The 18,737-nt window shown below is 34.4% G+C and carries 12 protein-coding genes and 1 tRNA gene; 6 read left to right on the top strand and 7 right to left on the bottom strand.

Annotated elements, in window-relative coordinates:
• The first annotated feature begins 94 nt into the window (after nt 1-94).
• Nucleotides 95-877 (top strand): sulfite exporter TauE/SafE family protein, encoded by a 783-nt coding sequence (locus tag OXU93_RS07615; RefSeq protein ID WP_267383603.1) that lies wholly within the window; start codon nt 95-97, stop codon nt 875-877.
• Between the two features lie 52 nt (nt 878-929).
• Here OXU93_RS07615 and glgB read toward each other — a convergent pair whose 3' ends face one another.
• The 3 genes from glgB to OXU93_RS07630 form a co-directional block, all read right to left on the bottom strand.
• A complete protein-coding gene (gene glgB / locus OXU93_RS07620; RefSeq protein ID WP_267383604.1) occupies nt 930-3,236 on the bottom strand; it encodes a 1,4-alpha-glucan branching enzyme in 2,307 nt (768 codons plus the stop codon).
• 376 nt (nt 3,237-3,612) lie between these two features.
• Nucleotides 3,613-4,299 carry a tetratricopeptide repeat protein gene (locus OXU93_RS07625; protein WP_267383605.1) on the bottom strand — a complete coding sequence of 229 codons (687 nt, stop codon included), beginning with the start codon at nt 4,297-4,299 and terminating at the stop codon, nt 3,613-3,615.
• Between the two features lie 1,475 nt (nt 4,300-5,774).
• A complete protein-coding gene (locus OXU93_RS07630; protein WP_267383606.1) occupies nt 5,775-7,913 on the bottom strand; it encodes a recombinase family protein in 2,139 nt (712 codons plus the stop codon).
• A 74-nt stretch (nt 7,914-7,987) separates the two neighbouring features.
• On the opposite strand from OXU93_RS07630, the gene OXU93_RS07635 reads away from it, so the two are divergent.
• Entirely contained in the window at nt 7,988-9,346 is a 1,359-nt protein-coding gene (locus OXU93_RS07635) for a proton extrusion protein PcxA (RefSeq protein WP_267383607.1), read from the top strand.
• 388 nt (nt 9,347-9,734) lie between these two features.
• Here OXU93_RS07635 and OXU93_RS07640 read toward each other — a convergent pair whose 3' ends face one another.
• The gene (locus OXU93_RS07640; protein ID WP_119260176.1) at nt 9,735-10,058 is read right to left on the bottom strand and encodes a DUF760 domain-containing protein; all 324 of its coding nucleotides are present in this window, start codon (nt 10,056-10,058) and stop codon (nt 9,735-9,737) included.
• Between the two features lie 199 nt (nt 10,059-10,257).
• On the opposite strand from OXU93_RS07640, the gene petG reads away from it, so the two are divergent.
• Nucleotides 10,258-10,374, top strand: a complete 117-nt coding sequence (petG, locus tag OXU93_RS07645) for a cytochrome b6-f complex subunit V (RefSeq protein WP_267383608.1) — start codon at nt 10,258-10,260, stop codon at nt 10,372-10,374.
• 114 nt (nt 10,375-10,488) lie between these two features.
• Here the strand turns inward: petG and tsaE are convergent, their stop codons facing one another.
• Both tsaE and OXU93_RS07655 read right to left on the bottom strand, forming a co-directional pair.
• A complete protein-coding gene (tsaE, locus tag OXU93_RS07650; protein WP_267383609.1) occupies nt 10,489-10,968 on the bottom strand; it encodes a tRNA (adenosine(37)-N6)-threonylcarbamoyltransferase complex ATPase subunit type 1 TsaE in 480 nt (159 codons plus the stop codon).
• A gap of 12 nt (nt 10,969-10,980) precedes the next feature.
• The gene (locus tag OXU93_RS07655) at nt 10,981-12,357 is read right to left on the bottom strand and encodes a gluconeogenesis factor YvcK family protein (protein WP_267383610.1); all 1,377 of its coding nucleotides are present in this window, start codon (nt 12,355-12,357) and stop codon (nt 10,981-10,983) included.
• A 1,440-nt stretch (nt 12,358-13,797) separates the two neighbouring features.
• Between OXU93_RS07655 and OXU93_RS07660 the strand changes: the two genes are divergently transcribed.
• The 3 genes from OXU93_RS07660 (at nt 13,798) to OXU93_RS07670 (ending at nt 16,822) form a co-directional block, all read left to right on the top strand.
• Nucleotides 13,798-14,670 carry an aldose epimerase gene (locus OXU93_RS07660; protein WP_267383611.1) on the top strand — a complete coding sequence of 291 codons (873 nt, stop codon included), beginning with the start codon at nt 13,798-13,800 and terminating at the stop codon, nt 14,668-14,670.
• Between the two features lie 147 nt (nt 14,671-14,817).
• Nucleotides 14,818-14,889: transfer RNA gene (locus OXU93_RS07665), tRNA-Lys, on the top strand.
• A gap of 730 nt (nt 14,890-15,619) precedes the next feature.
• Nucleotides 15,620-16,822, top strand: coding sequence for an amino acid ABC transporter permease (locus OXU93_RS07670; RefSeq protein ID WP_267383612.1), 1,203 nt, complete (start codon nt 15,620-15,622; stop codon nt 16,820-16,822).
• A 667-nt stretch (nt 16,823-17,489) separates the two neighbouring features.
• Here the strand turns inward: OXU93_RS07670 and OXU93_RS07675 are convergent.
• A complete protein-coding gene (locus OXU93_RS07675) occupies nt 17,490-18,539 on the bottom strand; it encodes a glucokinase (protein WP_267383613.1) in 1,050 nt (349 codons plus the stop codon).
• Nucleotides 18,540-18,737: the final 198 nt, after the last annotated feature.

An 18,737-nucleotide genomic window follows, 5' to 3' on the forward strand; every position in this document is an offset into this window, starting at 1 on the left:
TGATAGTCAATAGTTCATTCTAGACTAATAACTCAGCAAATAACCATTGATGCTTACAATCAATTTTAAAATATTAGAGTGCTAGAATTGCCAGATGCTAGATAATTTATTACTTTTAATTGCCAGTGGTTTGTTTTCGGGTTTATTGGCTGGACTGTTAGGCATTGGGGGAGGAACTGTATTAGTTCCTCTATTAGTAACCTTGGGATATGTTCCTGTACAAGCTGTTGCCACAAGTAGTTTAGCCATTGTTATTACTTCCTTATCAGGAAGTTTTCAAAATTGGCGTATGGGTTATTTAGACTTACAGCGTGTTATTCTCCTAGGATCTCCGGCTTTGATCACAGCTCAATTTGGAGTACATACTGCTAATTTACTTCCCGATTATATGTTGTTAACTATTTTGGGCTTTTTGCTTATTATTAATATTTTATTGGGAAATTTGCGTCAACGGTTAGCCACTCGACGAACTTCCACTTCTACTAAGACCAGCAAAATATTTCCGATAATAGCTCGTTTAGGAACTGGAGGAACCGCCGGATTTTTAGCAGGTTTATTTGGTATTGGTGGGGGAGTAATTATGGTTCCGTTACAAGTTTTATTCCTAAAAGAAACCATTAAAGTCGCCATTCAGACGAGTTTAGGAGTTATTGTCATTACTGCCCTTTCTGCTACCGCAGGACACGCCCTACAAGGAAATGTTTTGTTTCCTATCGGGCTTATATTAGGAGCCGGAGGATTAGTCGGCTCACGAATAAGCACCAGTCTTCTGCCGAAGTTACCAGATAGATTGGTTCGGTTGTGTTTTTATGGACTTTTAGCTATGTTAGCAGTTTATACTTTTTGGCAAGCCTGGCAAAGCTATAGCAGAATGTAGGATTTGGAACAAACAATATTCTAAATTTAGTTAGTTTATTGATTACTTATTATTAGCGTAATGAATTTCCAGATTCTACCACTGTTTGAGCCTTAGTTCTATCTAACTTAAGAATCAAAACCCCTAAGGGCGGTAAACATAAATCTAGGGAACAGGGAAGGCTATGAAATGACCATCTATCAGTCCACTTACCGCCTAAATTTCCCATATTGCTGCCGCCGTATTTCCTAGCATCACTATTAAATAACTCAGTATAAAATCCCTCTTCAGGAACACCAATACGGTAATGACTATGAGGTTGAGGGGTGAAATTACAAACAACAATCACAAAATCTTTAAGTTTTTTACCCCATCGAATAAAGGAAACTACACTGTGACGGTTATCACTACAATCAATCCACTGGAATCCTTCTTCTTCAAAATCACGCTCATAAAGAGCAGATTCTCTTTGATAAAGGAAATTCAGTTCAGCAAAAAAACGTTTAAGCTGTTGATGTGGGTCATATTTCAATAGATGCCATTCTAAATCTCCCCAAACATTCCACTCACTCCACTGTCCAAATTCCATGCCCATAAACATAGTCTTTTTACCAGGATGGGTAAACATATAGCTAAATAACGCACGTACATTAGCATACTTTTGCCATTCATCTCCTGGCATTTTCCCCATCATATTACTTTTACCATGTACTACTTCGTCGTGGGACAACGCTAGCATATAGTTTTCACTGTGGTGATACCACATACTAAAAGTGATATTATTTTGGTGAAATTGACGGAGCCAAGGATCTATTCCAAAGTAGTCAAGTGTATCATGCATCCATCCCATATTCCACTTGAGGTTAAACCCCAATCCCCCAACATAAGTAGGCCAAGAAACCATTGGCCAGGCAGTAGACTCTTCAGCGATGGACAATACCCCTGGAAAATAGCTATACAGCACACCATTCACTTGTCGTAAGAAATCAGCCGCTTCTAGGTTTTCTCTGCCCCCATATTCGTTGGCTATCCATTCCCCATCTTTTCGTAGATAATCACGGTAAAGCATGGAGGCAACTGCATCTACCCGAATACCATCAATATGATACTTGTCGAACCAAAACAGAACATTAGCTACTAAAAAGTTACGAACTTCGTTACGGCCATAGTTAAAAACAAGGGTCCCCCACTCTTTATGTTCTCCTTCACGAGAATCAGCATGTTCATAGAGGTGAGTGCCATCAAAAAAAGCTAACCCATGACCATCTTTTGGGAAATGACCAGGCACCCAGTCTATAATGACTCCAATGTTATTTTCATGACACTTGTCGACGAAATACATGAAGTCTTCGGGACGGCCATAACGCGAGGTGGGAGCATAGTACCCTGTAACTTGATATCCCCAAGAACCATCAAATGGATGTTCAGCAATGGGTAATAATTCAATATGGGTGTACCCTAATTCCTTAACATAGGCAATCAGCTGATCTGCAAACTCATAATAGCTAAGAAAGCGCGCCTCTTTATTCCATTCTGAGACTGGTACAGGCTCTAACTCTCCGTTAAGGACAGAAGTTTTTTCTTTTGAAGAAGCGTGTAACCACGAACCCAAATGAACTTCATATATTGAAATAGGTTGATTGAGAGGATCTTGAGTACTACGTTTTTTTATCCAATCAGCATCTTGCCACTGATAACTTTCGAGATCGGCAACAATAGAAGCAGTTTTGGGACGAACCTCTTGAAAAAAACCATAGGGATCAGATTTTTCATAAATATGGCCTTCCCTGTTTTTAACTTCGTATTTATAGTGGGTTCCCTCGCCGATTTCGGGAATGAATAATTCCCAGATACTATTAAGACGTTTACGCATTTGGTGTTGACGTCCATCCCACTGGTTAAAATCTCCCAAGATGGAAACATTACGAGCATTGGGAGCCCATAAAGCAAAATGAACTCCTTTTACTCCGTTAACCTCAACTAAATGTGCCCCCAATTTTTCATAAATGCGGTGATGGTTGCCTTCAGCAAATAAATGTAGATCAAATTCAGTTAAGTGAGGGAAATAGAAAGAATAAGGATCATATATGATTCGCTCATTGTTTCCTTCTTTTACCCTTAGTTTATAATTGTTTAATTGAGAAGTTTCAATAATAACTTCAAAAAAGTTAGGGTGATGAACTGCTTCCATCTTATATTCTTGGTGTTCGGTAGAACAAACTATCCAAGCAGACTGAGCATTTGGTAAATAAGCGCGGACTACCCATCGGGGAGAAGAGCTATCACTGTTGAGAGGATGGCAACCTAACACTTCAAATGGATTATGGTGCAGGTTGTAGACAATTTGATTAACTTGATCAGGGGAAATAGTTGGGATCATTCAGTTACCAATCTTAACAAACTCCAAAGACAAAACTGTCCTAGTGAATCTTACTACTTACTTGACAATTAGCTGTCAAAAAAGCATACCAGTTCTAGGCACACTAATATGATTTGTTTCGATAAGGGAAGGGCTATCAGATAGTTTGACATGCTCCTTTTTAAGTAAATTGTTTTGGATTCACACATAAAGACCACTGACCTCTCCAATCAGACTAACCATCTTTACTTTCACAGAAGTTAGTCAGAGGCGAGATTTCCTTAGTCGTTTGTCCGGTTAAACTTAGTTTATGGACATTTTAGCGAAATCTGTATATGGTATTTAAGTGATCAACTCAAGTATAATAGTGGACGACCAATCTAAAATAATTAGTTTTTTAAAAGTTGAGGAGTTTTGATAGTCGCCGCTTTACTTTACTAACGTAAGGATCACCGGTCAACAATTTTGATAAAGCGCGACGATAGTCTGCAGTTGCGCAATTCCAATCTCCCCGAAGATAGTAAGTATACCCCCGTTCTCCATAAATTCTTCCCTGAAAAAATTTTCCAATCACTAGGCAAAGAGTAAAAGTCTCTAATGCTAGATCGTGCCATTCCAATTCTCGTAAGGTAATTCCTTTGTTAATCCAGGCTCTTTGATTATAAGGGTTTAATTCTAAGGATATTTCATAGTCTTCTAATGCTTTAACCAAATCGCCTAAATAGGCATAACAGTTACCTCGATTGTTATAAGCCTTGTCAAGGTAAGGATTAAGGGAAATGGCTTGTTCAAAGTCTTCTATAGCCCTGAGACAGTCTCCTTGTTTGCAGTACATTAATCCTCGGTTATTGTAATCTATAGCACTGTTGGGATGGCGATTAATTAATTGGTTAAGAAGAGTGATAGCCCCTCTATAGTCTTCTTGTTTAGCTTTTTCTCTAATACAGTCCCTTAACCCTTGATCCGAGACTTTCTGATGTTCTATTGAACGACCTAGAATTACAGAACACCAGTGATTCTCTTGAATTTGTATTGATGATTCAGATCTCCTTGAATTAGAGTTATAAACTGTATTAATTTCCATGATTTACTCTCTTTATCTTAACATTCACCGTACTTGACAACTTTTCTGAATAACTAGCTAAATTATGTCAATCTAACAATTGTCTCCAGTCAATTTATTAACTGTCGCAGAATAGACATAAAAATTACAGTAAATAATACTTGTAACCATCGCTTTGCAATGCTTACAAGACAATGACAATTAAATTCTTAAGTGTATAAAGTTACTTATAACTTTTTAAAAAGCCAGGATAATAGTCTTATTAGTTATTGGTCACTAATTTATCATACTTGGACTATAAGAGCCAATATATTTTTAAGTGAAATACTTTTTAAAAAACATTAGCCTCTTTAAAGATTTGATAAAGATTTTTCAAAAATCTATTTAGTTATATATATTTACAAATAATAGGGGAACAGAGAAATAAAAATTATATATCATATAGGATGATGTTGACTTTAGCCTTTATTTACTTATGTTATCATGATTAGTCTAGATTAATATTATAAATAAATAGTAACCAAATCATGTATAAATATTACTTAACTATAGTCGTCAACTTATTGTATAATATATAGTTTGAATTCTAATTGTATAGAAATGTAAAAATATAATTTACTTTGTACAGATTCTTTTATGTATAAAAACTGATAACTACAATTGATAAATTATTTTTTGTATTATTAATATGTAATTTAACAAAAAATTCTATAAAATATTAGGATATACTTTATAGACTAAACTTATTCAATCAAAGCTTTATAACTTTATCTTTTTGATTATGCCTTGTTCTATATGTTTTATAGTCATTAGGTATAATATATAATTATAGAAAATCATTACTAATAAATAGTATCTACTTAATATTGTTTAGTTATTTATCTTTATTCATTTAAACTAAAAATATAATTTGTATTAGACCATATTTATAGTACATGCTCTCAAAAATAGTCTATTTTTTTTAAATTTATATAAAGCATGTAATAAATGTAATATTTCTACATAAAAAAAGTCGTTCTTAGTTACTGGACTACTTTAAAAAGATAACCAATTAATTTAATTTAACATTAAAATATAATAAATTCTAAAAAAAGATTTTATATTACAGTAAATCAGCATAAAAGTTTATAGTTCTAATTAGAATAGATTAACTACCATGATAAGCTAGATAGCTATATATATACAATGACGTATGTGTTGATTTTTAACAAAAAAAAATCAACATGATTCAATTATACAAATAAATATAAAAGATCGGACTTAATATGTTAGACCATTCCCCAAAATCTATATAAGCATGGAAAATGACATAATAAAAACCTTCCGTATAATTTATCGCGTCGCAATAATCAATTTAATCCTTAAAAGTCTGCCTGAGACATCATAAAATATAGTGGCTACTCACAATCTCCTTAATTGCAACTGTTAACCATTATTTAGACTTGGTATTGTCTGCTCTACTTCTTACACTTATTCTTCTTACCTCCTAATCGTTTTCAAATAAATTCTAAAGAACTATTAACCAGAGCTAATAAAGGTCCGGTTTGTTCGGTTCCTTTTACGTTAAGATCACTGTGACACAAGATTATTTTTTCTTCAACGCGTCCTAACAGGTCCTTTAAAATTCGCTCCAAACGGGCTTTATCAGCTTTAAGTTCATCTTCGGTAGACAATGATCTTCTTGTCCATTCTCGCGCAAATAAAGGGGCGCCAAATAAAACTGATGCTCCTCCTTTTTCCCATAAAACTGAAGACGTATCTAACCAAAATTGCCAACGATGAAAATGACGTAACGAACGGTATTGAAAAATAGTTGCCAATGTAACAAAACCATACGTTTTGCCCAAATAATGAACTGGTTGGGAATTGGCTGTAATGGTTCCCCGACGTAACAATTGAATAAAATTTATTAAGGTCTCTCTGTGCGATTGAGGCGTAATATTTTCTTGATATAGACGGTGGTCAACTTCCCAAAAATGTTGGGCAGTTTCCATCAGTTTTCGTAGTGCTGCAATTTGATCATAAGGTATGTGACGTCTTGTCGTCACAAAGTGTTTAATTGCCTGATCTAATATAATTACTGGAATAGTTAATGGTTTTTCCTTTAACAAAGTCTGACTGTCGGTGATCCACTTGCGAATTGCTTGATAGGCTTTGGCCGCACGAGATCCTAGGCGATCCCAACCATGAAAAGTTTCAATAGACAATAATTTAGGGTATTCAGGATCAATATAGTAACAATAATCTGAGATCAAGCCTGCTCTAACTGGATCGATCACAGAAACTGAAGTTTTAGTTTCATCTACAGTTTGTTGACTCAATACTGTTAACATTTGGGCAATATCATCAGTCAACACTAATCTTCCTAACCCTGGATATACCAAACCCAATAAGGATAATAAAGCACGGACTATAGGATAACTAATTAAAGATCTTTGTTCATTTAGGAGTTGAATGGGAATTCCAGCGCCTGAAATAATTGAAATCAAGGTATAACGAGCAATTTCATCTAATCCAGGGGCAATAACTGCAATTTCTTCAGGATTAGCTCTATTATCTTTAATTAAGTCAATAATTAATTGTGCCGTTTTACGTAATAAGTCCGCACGGGAGATAGTTTGAATTGATGAAATACAACTAGGTAGATTACTCCTTGTTGAAGGATCAGTGGTTAATTTCACTAATAATTCCCCACATTTGGCAGCTAGTCCTGAAGGGGAGTGTAACACTTCTACCCGGCAGCGAGAGGCTAATTTAGATAGATATTTAGGATCAGCATCGAGTCCTAGACGAATTTGTCCATCATAATTATAGGTAAATACTCCAAATACTCCACTATCAAGTAGACAGTCGAATAGACTTTTAGTTATTGCAGGATAATCGTCAACGTCATCGGCGAAAATACATTGATAGCGATTAATTAAATGTTGTTGATATTTAGGGTTAGGAAGAAGATATCGCCAATAAAGAGTATAAACCAACCCATAAGTAAGTAAACCTTTATCTAAACACCAATTTTGCCATTTTAAAATTAACTTTTCTCTTAATTGCCAATCTAATTCTAACGGAGACTCCAGGTTATTTAAGGAATTATTATAGTGATCACCTTTAAGGAAACCCTGTTCTAAAATGTAGGGAATATCTTCGATAGGAATACCACTAGCCCCTGTAAGCTGTAATAAATCTAAGGTTTGACGTACAAAGCGAGACTCACTAGTTTTTGTTCGTTGAGCGTTGGTTTTCTCTAAATATGGCTGCCATAACCGAAGAGCTAATTCCTGTTCTGTTTCTGGACGCAATAATAAAGGAAATTGAGCCTTCAAGGTTAATTCCTCAAACAGAATTGGCCAAAAAAGAGTCACTTCCTTGGTAATAAATCCAAGAGGAGTTTTACAGATGATTGGATGACTGCCCTGAATAGATAAAGAGAGTTTATTTGCAAGTTCTCGGCAATTATCGCCATTTGCTGATAATACTAAAAGTGAAGATGCTAAATTTTGAGAGACGAAATCAGTCATCGAAATCGTTTGAAGAAAATCGTGTTTTTGGTTAATCCAATAACAAAATTCCTTAGTAAGATAAGTTGTTTTTCCACTACGGGTTGTTCCTTCAATCCAAAGGGGTTTGCTATCCACACAGACTCCTTGATTTAATTTGTTAGCATATCATACACAATTTTTTTATTTTAAGAATACAAGTTCCTATTCCCATGAAACTTAAATCTTTTATTCAAAATACTTCAGATTGGTTCTTAACAATTCCTGACAAATCATTAAGTAGCGCTTATAAATCTGCTTTAAAAATTAAGGAAATTGAGAACAAACATTTCGGAGGAAAAAAAGTATCTATAGAAAATTCTGACTATGGAACAAGTATCGTCACATATTTCGAAACAGAGGTTAACGGGCATTTACAAAAAATAAACACTGGATTAGCTTTTTTTAAGGCTAGTAGTTTTTTTTTAAATATATCCGATTTGCAAGATAAACAACCTCACCTCAGGAATCAACAAGATCACCAATGTCAAGATACAAATACTTCTATTATTTGTGACAAGCTTAAGTTTATTGATGAGATAACAAGCCACTATCAAGTTTCTAATCCTAATTTAGGAACAGACTCTGAAAATGAGAAAATAACTCCTGAAGAAAATATAGACAAAAATAAGTTAGCTACTACAAATAATGAAAACTTTAATGAACTTAAAAAAACTTCCCTTAGTCAGAAGAAAAATAACAATAATTCTAACTTAGCCTCTGCGTCAAAAAAGACCGGAGTACTTCCAAGATCCTTTATTAATACTCTCAACCGAATTAAACAGGAAATTGACCCTAAATCAGGAGAAACTGAAGAGGAGGTTTTAGTCAAATATCGTAAATCTCGTTACCGAACTGCTTTATCAATTAAGTTTATTTTGTTGTTGATTATTGTCCCTTTACTTACTCATCAATTGACTAAAACTTTTTTCTTGACACCTATTGTTGAAGGATATTTTACAAATCATGAACAAATTATATTTATTAACAGAGATTTAGAGGAAGAGGCACTAAGTGAATTACAACATTATGAAGAAACTTTAAGATTTAGAGGGCTTATTGGATTAGGTCCAGAATTTACACCTGAAAAAATGAGGGAAGAAGTCAGACACAAAGCTGAGGAGATAACCTACGAATATAGACATCACGGAATTGATTCTATTGCCAATATCTTTGCTGATATTTTTTCTTTTATTTCTTTCTTTATAGTCATAGTAACCAGTAAAAAGGAAATAGAAGTTGTTAAGTCTTTTCTTGATGAAATCCTTTATGGATTAAGTGATCCCGCTAAAGCTTTTTTAATTATTCTCTTTACTGATATGTTTGTAGGATTTCACTCTCCCCATGGATGGGAAGTGATTTTACAGGGAGTTTCTCGTCACTTTGGGCTCCCCGAAAATCAAGAATTTAATTTTCTATTTATTGCGACCTTTCCCGTGATCCTAGATACAGTATTGAAATATTGGATATTTCGTTATCTCAATCGTATATCACCCTCGGCAGTAGCGACCTATAAAAACATGAATGAGTAACAGCAATTTTTAAAAATTTTTTCGTAAAAATAGTTATTTAAACTATAGTTTAAATCAATTATAAATAAAGCATTACTATTAGCAAAACTCGTAATATATATTGCGAGTATAGCCAGCTAGCTACTCAATGAAATTCGAGCTTAAAATATAATTAACAAGCGAATATCTTTACAGAAATAGGTTAGATTAACAGAACAATCAGTTGAATTAGAGAATAAACAATGACAGTCGATCAACTCGCCTTGCTAATAGCCTTACTGTTCCCTGGAATTCTGTTATCTGCTTTAGTTATGGGCAGTTTTGCAAAGGGAGGATAGGTCAGTTATCAGTCAGCAGTCATCTGTAAAAAAACTTATATCTGTTGACTGTTGACTGTTTAACTATGTGACTATAAAGAGTCTGTATTAGACAAGTTAGCTTCTAAGTTTTTACGTTGTTCCATCTGTCCCAAAAAATAGCCTGTCATCATAGCAGAAGCTAAAAGATTAGCCAAACTTTCCCGATCTGTTGTTACTTGAATGTTAAAATCCTCAGAGGGAAGCATTCCCACTAATCCTTGTACGTTTTGGGTGATAATCTGCCTAATTTCGGGACTGGCAGATTGGGCGATGCGAGCTAATGCCTCAGGATGTTGTTGTCGTAGGTATTGGATAAGGGCGTTAGCGTCTTGTTCTCCTTGTTCAGAAGCAAAAAAATCAAAGTTGAATGCCATTAGAACTCCAAAAATGGGGGTTGCCTGTTTTTCAGGGTTACATGTTCTCTACTTTAACACTCTTAGTGATTACACGTCAGGGACTAATTACACGCTAGGGGAACTAGAAACTTAATAATTATCTATGTCTGGTTTTTTGATCTGTCAATTACCAGTACAATGAAGTACGGTCTATAAAGTCTGATTAAGGAGAAATACTGTGATTGAACCCCTACTGTTAGGTATTGTTTTAGGATTAATCCCTATCACCTTGGCTGGTTTATTTGTTTCGGCTTATTTACAATACAAACGCAGTAATCAATTTAATCTCGATTAATTTAATTTAAATAATGTGTAAAAGATCTTTAGGGTAAGCTAAAGATGAAAGTAGGGGTCAACTAGCCGTTGCCCCTGCCGTTGATCGACTGTATTAGCATTTTATTTTATTGGCTCAGCCTTCTAATAACAAACCTAAGCTTTCAAAAAAATTAGCTGAAAGGTGATTCCCTATCTCCTTCAAGACAGCTTGACGCCTGCTTAGTTTAGGTAGGTTGATCAACTGAATCTCCAAGTAATCTGATGGTTGATAGATAAGCCGTTGTGCCCATTCGATTGCAGTAATTCCTGGAGGGACTTCTTTCCCTTCCCAATAAAGTTCGGGATATAACCTCTCAATCTCTTGTAATTTGAGACGATATAAATCCATGTGATACAATTGCAGCCGTCCTTCAGTATATTCGTTTATGAGATTAAATGTAGGACTAACAATTGGTTCTGCTATGCCTAATCCTCTCCCTATTCCTTGTACTAAGGTAGTTTTTCCTGCTCCCAAATTTCCTCTTAAGAGGATAACTGTTCGGGCTGATAATAATTTTCCTAATTGCTCTCCTAGGTGTAGGGTCGCATCTGTTGAGGGTAACTCAATAATCACTATTAATTAATACTACTTGCTACCATACCAACGTAACAAAACTTTAGCTAATCGCTGAGGATCATGACTAACTTTTCCAGTAATTTCATCTTCGTCCATCACGTTGCCTAAGATAATACGACAACCCAATTTAGCTACCTCTTCACGATCAGGAAAAACAGGATGACAATTTTCTAAAGCATAACGCTTTAAGGCTTTCGGAGACGGAAGTCTATGTTGAACCAAAACCGCATCAAATAACCGTTGCTCGCAAACGTAATCAATAGCTTTGAGGTGATCACTTACGGTGTAGCCGTCAGTCTCCCCAGGTTGAGTCATAATATTACAGATATAGATTCGAGGAACTTTCGCTTTAATCAAAGCTTTTCTAATATCTGGAACTAAAAGATTAGGAATCACACTTGTATACAAACTCCCAGGCCCGATAATAATATAATCCGCATCTTTAATAACATTTACAGCAGCAGGTAAGGCTAAAGGATGAGCAGGAATGCAACCAATACGCTCAATTTTTCCCCTAGCCTCGGTAATATTAGATTCTCCTTTAATGAACCGTCCATCACTTAACTCTGCCCAGAGACGGACATCATTGAGAGTAGCAGGGAGAACTTTCCCCCGTATGGCTAAAACTTTAGAACTGGCTGCAATTGCCTGTTCCAAATCTCCGGTAATATCGGTTAAAGCTGTGAGAAACAAGTTACCAAAACTGTGTCCAGTGAGTCCATCCCCAGCTTGAAAGCGATATTGAAACAATTCCGTTAAAAGTTTTTCTTCATCTGCCAAAGCGGCGACACAGTTGCGGATATCTCCTGGAGGAAGGACACCAATTTCCCGTCTAAGCCGCCCAGATGAGCCACCATCGTCAGTTACCGTGACAATAGCAGTTATATTACTACTATATTGTTTAAGTCCTCTTAAAAGAGTTGAAAGTCCAGTACCTCCTCCAATAGTCACTATCTTCGGTCCTCGATTTCGACGACGATGAGCTAGAAGACGATCAACAAGTTCTTGATTTCCTTCAGGATGCAATGCCTCGGTAATTGATCCTACCGTGCGACTTTGTCCCCAAAGTAATAAAAACAGCCCTAAAAGAATTGCTAATGGACCAGAAATATAATTTGGCACATAAGTAGTCAGGAATTCTAATAAGAAAGAGATGAACTCTAGTAATCTATAAACTGGGGTTAACTTAAGAAAGACAGCTAACCCGAAGAAAGTTAAAATTAGACCAGTGATACTAATAAGTAACCAGCGTTTGACCAAGAGGCCAGGGGATAACCATTTAAACCATCGATTCACCTGTTTAGGCGTATATTGTCCAACAGCCACCCATTTTCGTTGTTTTGACTGAAGTTTATGTATTGCCTGTTTTAAAGGACTCTTGGGCATGAGATAATGACCAAATAAATCTTTTTTTTCGGAATTGTTATTTTAGGCATTGTAACGGATGTCAATACTCAAAAGATATGCTCGTCATTACAGATTCAAGTGACCTGACTTGTATCAGCCTTACTTTTTTTAGAGTATTAACGATGGGTCACTAAGTTAAAATATTCATATAATTATTGACTTTAGGTGTAGTTCAAGAAATATTATTAATAACTAAGTTAGCAAGTAAAATATTTTTAATTCTTTAACAGTTAATATTACCTCATAAATAGCTCGGTTAATTCAGAAATATAATTAAGTAATCTTTGAGAATAGTTAAGTTTTACACAAAGAATAATTACGGACAAAATGGGAGTCTATAGAAAGCGGGCAGATTTTAATCATTTTGATATAACTAGCCTTCTTAATTCGCTATTCACACGGATAGAGTGGTTATTAGAGCATACACAGAAATATTTTGTTTTATTGTCTGTTTTCTATATTTTTTGCAAACTAGGTCTTTAGTCTCTAGCTGTTTTCCTTGAGATGAACACAAAATTATCGTATTTTAGGGAAATATATTAACGATTTTAAGCAACTTTTGTAGTCTGTTACGGATTACATTATTAATGCAAGGAATCCTTAAAACATAAAATTACTCAAAATATAATTTTTTTGTATGGTTCGTAATGATTGAATTTAACGACTAACTCTAATTACTTATAGCTATCTTATCCCTGCCTGCTGTATTTATTCTAAAATAGAAAGGTTTGAGAATAAGATTGGTTTGTTTATCCTAACGGCTAAAATTGACTCTAATGTTATAGCCTAGCAATTACTGGCATAGATTGTTTGTCATACTGCCATTTTGTTTTGATAAATCCCAAATAAAACACCAGTTATTTTTGTTATTTAAATTACGACTACGACTATAAGAAATCTATTTAATTTTACCAAAATTCTATTTAGATAGCTACTCCTTAGTCTGAGGGCTCTGGCTTTGCTGTGTATTAGACATCATAGGTTATAAGAACGAGAAAAAATATTAATAATTATTATTGACAGGGTATAGTAAAAATATAATCAAAGGTGATAGTTTTTCAAAAATTGAAACTAAATTTTTGAGAATATTTAACGCTTAACTGTATGTAAATACACTAATTAATCTCAGGATTTTACCAAAAAGGTTAAATCTATAGCTTGTTTTTTAACTATTTACCTAAAAGTAATTTTCTAAATATTAAGATTATATATTGTTTCTTCTTTTTAATTAGATTAAATAAAAAAATCAAATATGTGAATAATAAAAGTTTATATCTTATATTCTACAATCACAAATAAAGAAGAATAACATGATATCATTTTTTATTTGCTTATTCTTGCCTTCTACTTTTTTTGGACTTATTGTATAATAAAAATATCGACATAAATCCAGTTTATAAAGTAAGTAAACAAAAAATTATGACATTTTCGATTACTCTCAAGAAAGAGCAATACTTAACATATTTTCTCTCAGACTCTGAAGCTATCTCTCAAATAGCAGTTGTTCCTGAACGAGGAGGCATGATTATCCTGTGGAAAGCTCAGGGTCAAGATATTCTTTATTTAGATAAAGAACGGTTTTCCAATCCAGAAATGAGTGTTCGAGGCGGAGTACCTATTCTATTTCCTATCTGTGGAAATATTCATGATAATACTTATAATTATCTCAATAAGACTTATAGTCTTAAACAACATGGATTTGCTAGAGATTTACCATGGGAAATAACGAAACAAGAGACAAGTAACTGTGCCAGCTTAACTACAACGCTAGAAAGTAATGAACAAACTCTCTCAGTTTACCCATTTGAGTTTCGATTAGACTTTACTTATGAATTAAAAGGTAATTCTTTAATCATTCGTCAGAAATATACTAATAAATCTGAGAAAAGAATGCCCTTCTCCTTTGGGTTCCATCCTTATTACTATGTTCCCAATAAAAGCAAAGTTGTTTTTGATATTCCCTCTTCAGAATATCAAGATCAGGCGACTAAAAAGGTTTTTTCCTATGACGGAACCTTTGATTTTGAGCGAGATGAAATAGATATTGGTTTTCAATCTTTGACTTGTTCTTCAGCTACCATGGTTGATAACCACCGAAAATTGAAATTAGTCCTTAGTTGGTCAGATGTCTATTCTACCTTTGTCTTTTGGACTCTAAAAGGTAAAGATTATATATGTCTTGAACCTTGGACGGCACCCCGTAATGCATTAAATACGAAGAAAAAACTAACAGAACTTGATCCTGGTGCAACTTGTGAGGCAATGTTTGAAATGAGTGTCGAATCAATTTAGGCATTTTTTAAAAGTCACAACTTTCTGATGTCTTCTAACTCTAACTTTGTCAAAATTCTAGGAATTTTTAGGCAGGTTCTTCAAAGGGTCTTGCATTTATCTCAAATCACTGTTATTATTGACAGCAGTGTGTAAAAAAGCACTGATGGGTCGCTAGCTCAGCGGTAGAGCACTCGGCTTTTAACCGATTGGTCTTGGGTTCGAATCCCAGGCGACCCACTGGCTCTAGTTTTTATCACAGTTGGCAGGCGTTTACTCCGTCGTCGGGTACTTATTTTTTTGTAATTTCTACAACTATGTGACTCAAATAGTTAAACGCTTGATTCCATGACTCGATTTAATTATATGTGTGCCTCATTTTTATTCTGAATCCGCTACTATTTTAGTCTTAAATTAGAGTGTTTTATTAATTCCAATTATTTATAGTTACTATCATCTTTCGGTAATTGTTATAGTTTTAAGTATTACAAGGGATTTGATTTATCTTCTCTTCTATAAGATAGGAAAGAGAAAATAGGAAATAGATTTTGACTGTTTAGTTTTCCAACAAACTTAATAGTTATTCTATTTTGCTTGAGTGTAGCCCTAACTTTTTGAGATAAAAAGAGAGCAGTTTCTTTACTACGTCAACTAAATATTGCAATATAGAGGAAAATATGACATATTTTCCTCTATATTCTTCTCTACATGCTGCTGCTATATTAGCCTTCATTAATACAGTAATTTTTATCATATTGCACTATATATCAATCTATTGATAGGTTTTTAGTAGAATGAAGGCACTTTTCAGTAAAATTTAGAATCTTTTTGCCATATTTTTAAGTATTTAAAATTATTAATATATTACATTTTTTGATTTTTTCCCTTATACTATTCTCTGTTCCTAATTCCCAACCGTTAGTCTACTGTCCTAAGTTTGACAAAACTGATTTGTATTTAAACCTAACCTATGCCTAATCCTATTTTATCTCCTGTGTATCATATCAGTCCCTTAACTTGGGTAAAGAAGAATCTTTTTAGTACCTGGTATAATATCCTTCTTACTTTTATTAGTATTCTTTTTTTGTACTGGATTGGTTCAGGTTTAATCCATTGGTCTTTTGATCAAGCACAATGGGAAGTCGTTGGGGCAAACCTAAGATTATTTTTTGTAGGAAGATATCCTGTTACTTTGTTGTGGCGCACTTGGTTAAGTCTGGGAATAATCACCACCTTGGCTGGATTTTCTTGGGGAATCCTATACTGTAGAACGAAACTGTTTAATAGAGCTGCTCTTGGTTTAATTTGTCTATTAGCAGTGGGGTTTTCTCTATTAGCCATTCCTGTGAGTGTTAGGTCGAGTCTATCACTTTTGGGATTACTAATTTTATTGATTATCAGTGGTTGGAAGGGACAGAAACTAGGACAAGAATTTCCCGGATTAAAAACTTGGTTAGGATTAACTTGGGTTTCAACTTTTTTTGTTATCCTCTTGGTTCTTCAAGGGGGACTATTCTTCCAAACTGTTAAACTCGACGACCTGAGTGGATTAATGCTTACTCTGTTAACTGCTGTTGTAAGTATTACATTGTCTTTTCCTTTCGGAGTTTTATTAGCTTTAGGGCGACAAAACGATTTACTTGTAGTCCGATGGTTATCTATTGCTTATATTGAAATAATTCGTGGGTTACCCCTAATTGGTATTCTCTTTATGGTTCAAGTTATGTTACCTCTAGTTTTACCTATGGAGGTACGTCTAGATCGGGTTATTCGAGCGATTGCGGGATTAACGTTGTTTAGTTCAGCCTATTTAGCAGAAAATATCCGAGGAGGTTTGCAATCAATTCCCAAGGGACAAATAGAAGCTGCTAGAGCCCTAGGATTGAACACGATCTTTGTATCGACATTAATTGTTTTACCTCAAGCATTAAAAGCTGTTATTCCAACTATTGTTGGTCAATTTATTAGTTTATTTAAAGATACCTCTTTACTAGCTATCGTAGGATTAGTTGACTTGTTAGGCATCTCTCAATCAATTCTGGCGAACCCTAAGTTTATCGGTCGTTATGCAGAGGTTTATTTATTTATTGCTGTAATTTATTGGCTGTTCTGCTATTTGATGTCCTTAGCTAGTCGTCAGTTAGAACAAAAACTAAATACAAGTAAAACTTAGACTTTACTCTTCAACACCGAATCTATAAATATCCTGTTGACATCATTGATTTGACGGGATATTGACAGTAATTATGTCTATGGGTACATTGCATTTTCTTCTTCTTTTGCAAGATTACCCATATCAATAACTCGCTTTCTATCTAATAAAAAATTAAAATAATACCGAAAAGTTTCCTTAGGAATATGAGATTTTGCTTTTATTTGTGTCTTGTAAGTTCGAACTGATATTACAACCATTTCGGTAAAATTGTCGCATAATTTAGCATTACTAGGAAAATATATGGGTTTGTATAATACTTCGTTTTTTCTAATTTATCCTACCGATCTTGTACAGACTAATTAATAATAAGTAAGGATACCTTTTAACATGGACTCTAATGCAGCTGAAGGAATAGGTCCTATTATTTAAAATCCAAAAAATCTCTATCTTCCTTTATATAACAGATGGCTAATTCTATAGAAATTAGATCAAGACCTGAATCATTATCATGTTCATATTTAGGAATCACTGCTTGGACAAAAAACACAGTAATCATCCTTTGAAATGTCAGGTTCGTTAGGAAGTAAAATTACAGTGTCTATAGGCGCGAAGTGAAATCAATTCTGTCAAAAAACAAATCAGACAATATCATCAGTTATTAGCAGTAGTTATTGTATCTTTTAATTCATCTCGCCGCATATAAGGCTGCACCAATTAAGCCAACTTTAGGGTTTAAGACTATATATACGGGAATTTTTTGCATTAACGTTTTCATTCGTCCTTTAGCATGAAATGCTTTAAGAAAGTCTCCCTGTTGCATCAGAGGTAAGATTTTGGTTGCAAAACCTCCAACAACATATAATCCCCCATAAGGTAGTAATTTTAGGGCTAAGTTTCCTGCTTCCGCACCGTAAGCTCCAACGAATAATTGCATCGCTTGCCGACAAAGGAAATCGTCTCTTTCTATAGCTTTTTTAGAAATTTCAGCCGATAAATCAATATTTGCTCCCGGTTCCTCTTGCCAAGAGCGATAGATTTGAGCTAATGTTTTTGATTCTTGATCAGGATAGTGTTCCCGCAAAAACTGATAAACAGTGGCAATTCCCCGTCCAGAAACCACTCTTTCTACTGACACTCGCTCTAAATGATATTTTTCCCTGATGTAGTTAAGTAATTCAAATTCTAAGACAGAACGAGGAGCAAAGTCTGCGTGAGATCCTTCTGATGCAAAAACGCGAGTATTTCCTCCATTCGAAGGTACTAGAAAGCATTCTCCTAAACCAGTCCCAGCCCCTAAAATGGCAACTGGAGCTTGAGGATCAGACTGGACATCTTGTAAAATATAAAAGTCATCAGAAGTCAATCCTGAAATGCCATAGCCTATAGCAGCATAGTCGTTAATTAGAGTAACTTTATTTAAAGATAAATCTTGTCGTAAGAGATCACCATCTAAATACCAATTTAAGTTAGTCAGTTCTGAGGTATTATTCACAACAGGACCTGCTATCCCAAAGCAAGCTTTTTCTACCTTGAAAGATTTATTTGAGTTATCAGTTGCTTCTTGTATAAACTCTTGTAACATTGGCACAAGAGCAGAGTATTTTTTACTTGGATAAGTTTTTTCATATAAGGTTATTTGCTGTGGCAGACTATTTATATTATTGGAAGATTTTGAGTCAACTATACGTAAACTTGTTTTAGTTCCGCCAATATCTCCGGCTAATAAAATACTCATAATAAAACTTCTCTCCATTTTAAATTAGAAGTAAGAGTTCAAGAGAGAGTGATGTTCCCTACAATCTCTTAGGACTCAGTTTAAAGTATATTGCAAAAATACAATTGGGGGAAGACTAGAACAATGGAGATTATATTAATAATTAATATTAAAAATAGTTATTGATATTAATAACACATTAATATCAATAACTATTTT

Origin of the sequence: Cyanobacterium sp. uoEpiScrs1 (assembly GCF_947331815.1) — a bacterium.
Classification (GTDB): Bacteria; Cyanobacteriota; Cyanobacteriia; order Cyanobacteriales; family Microcystaceae; genus Rippkaea.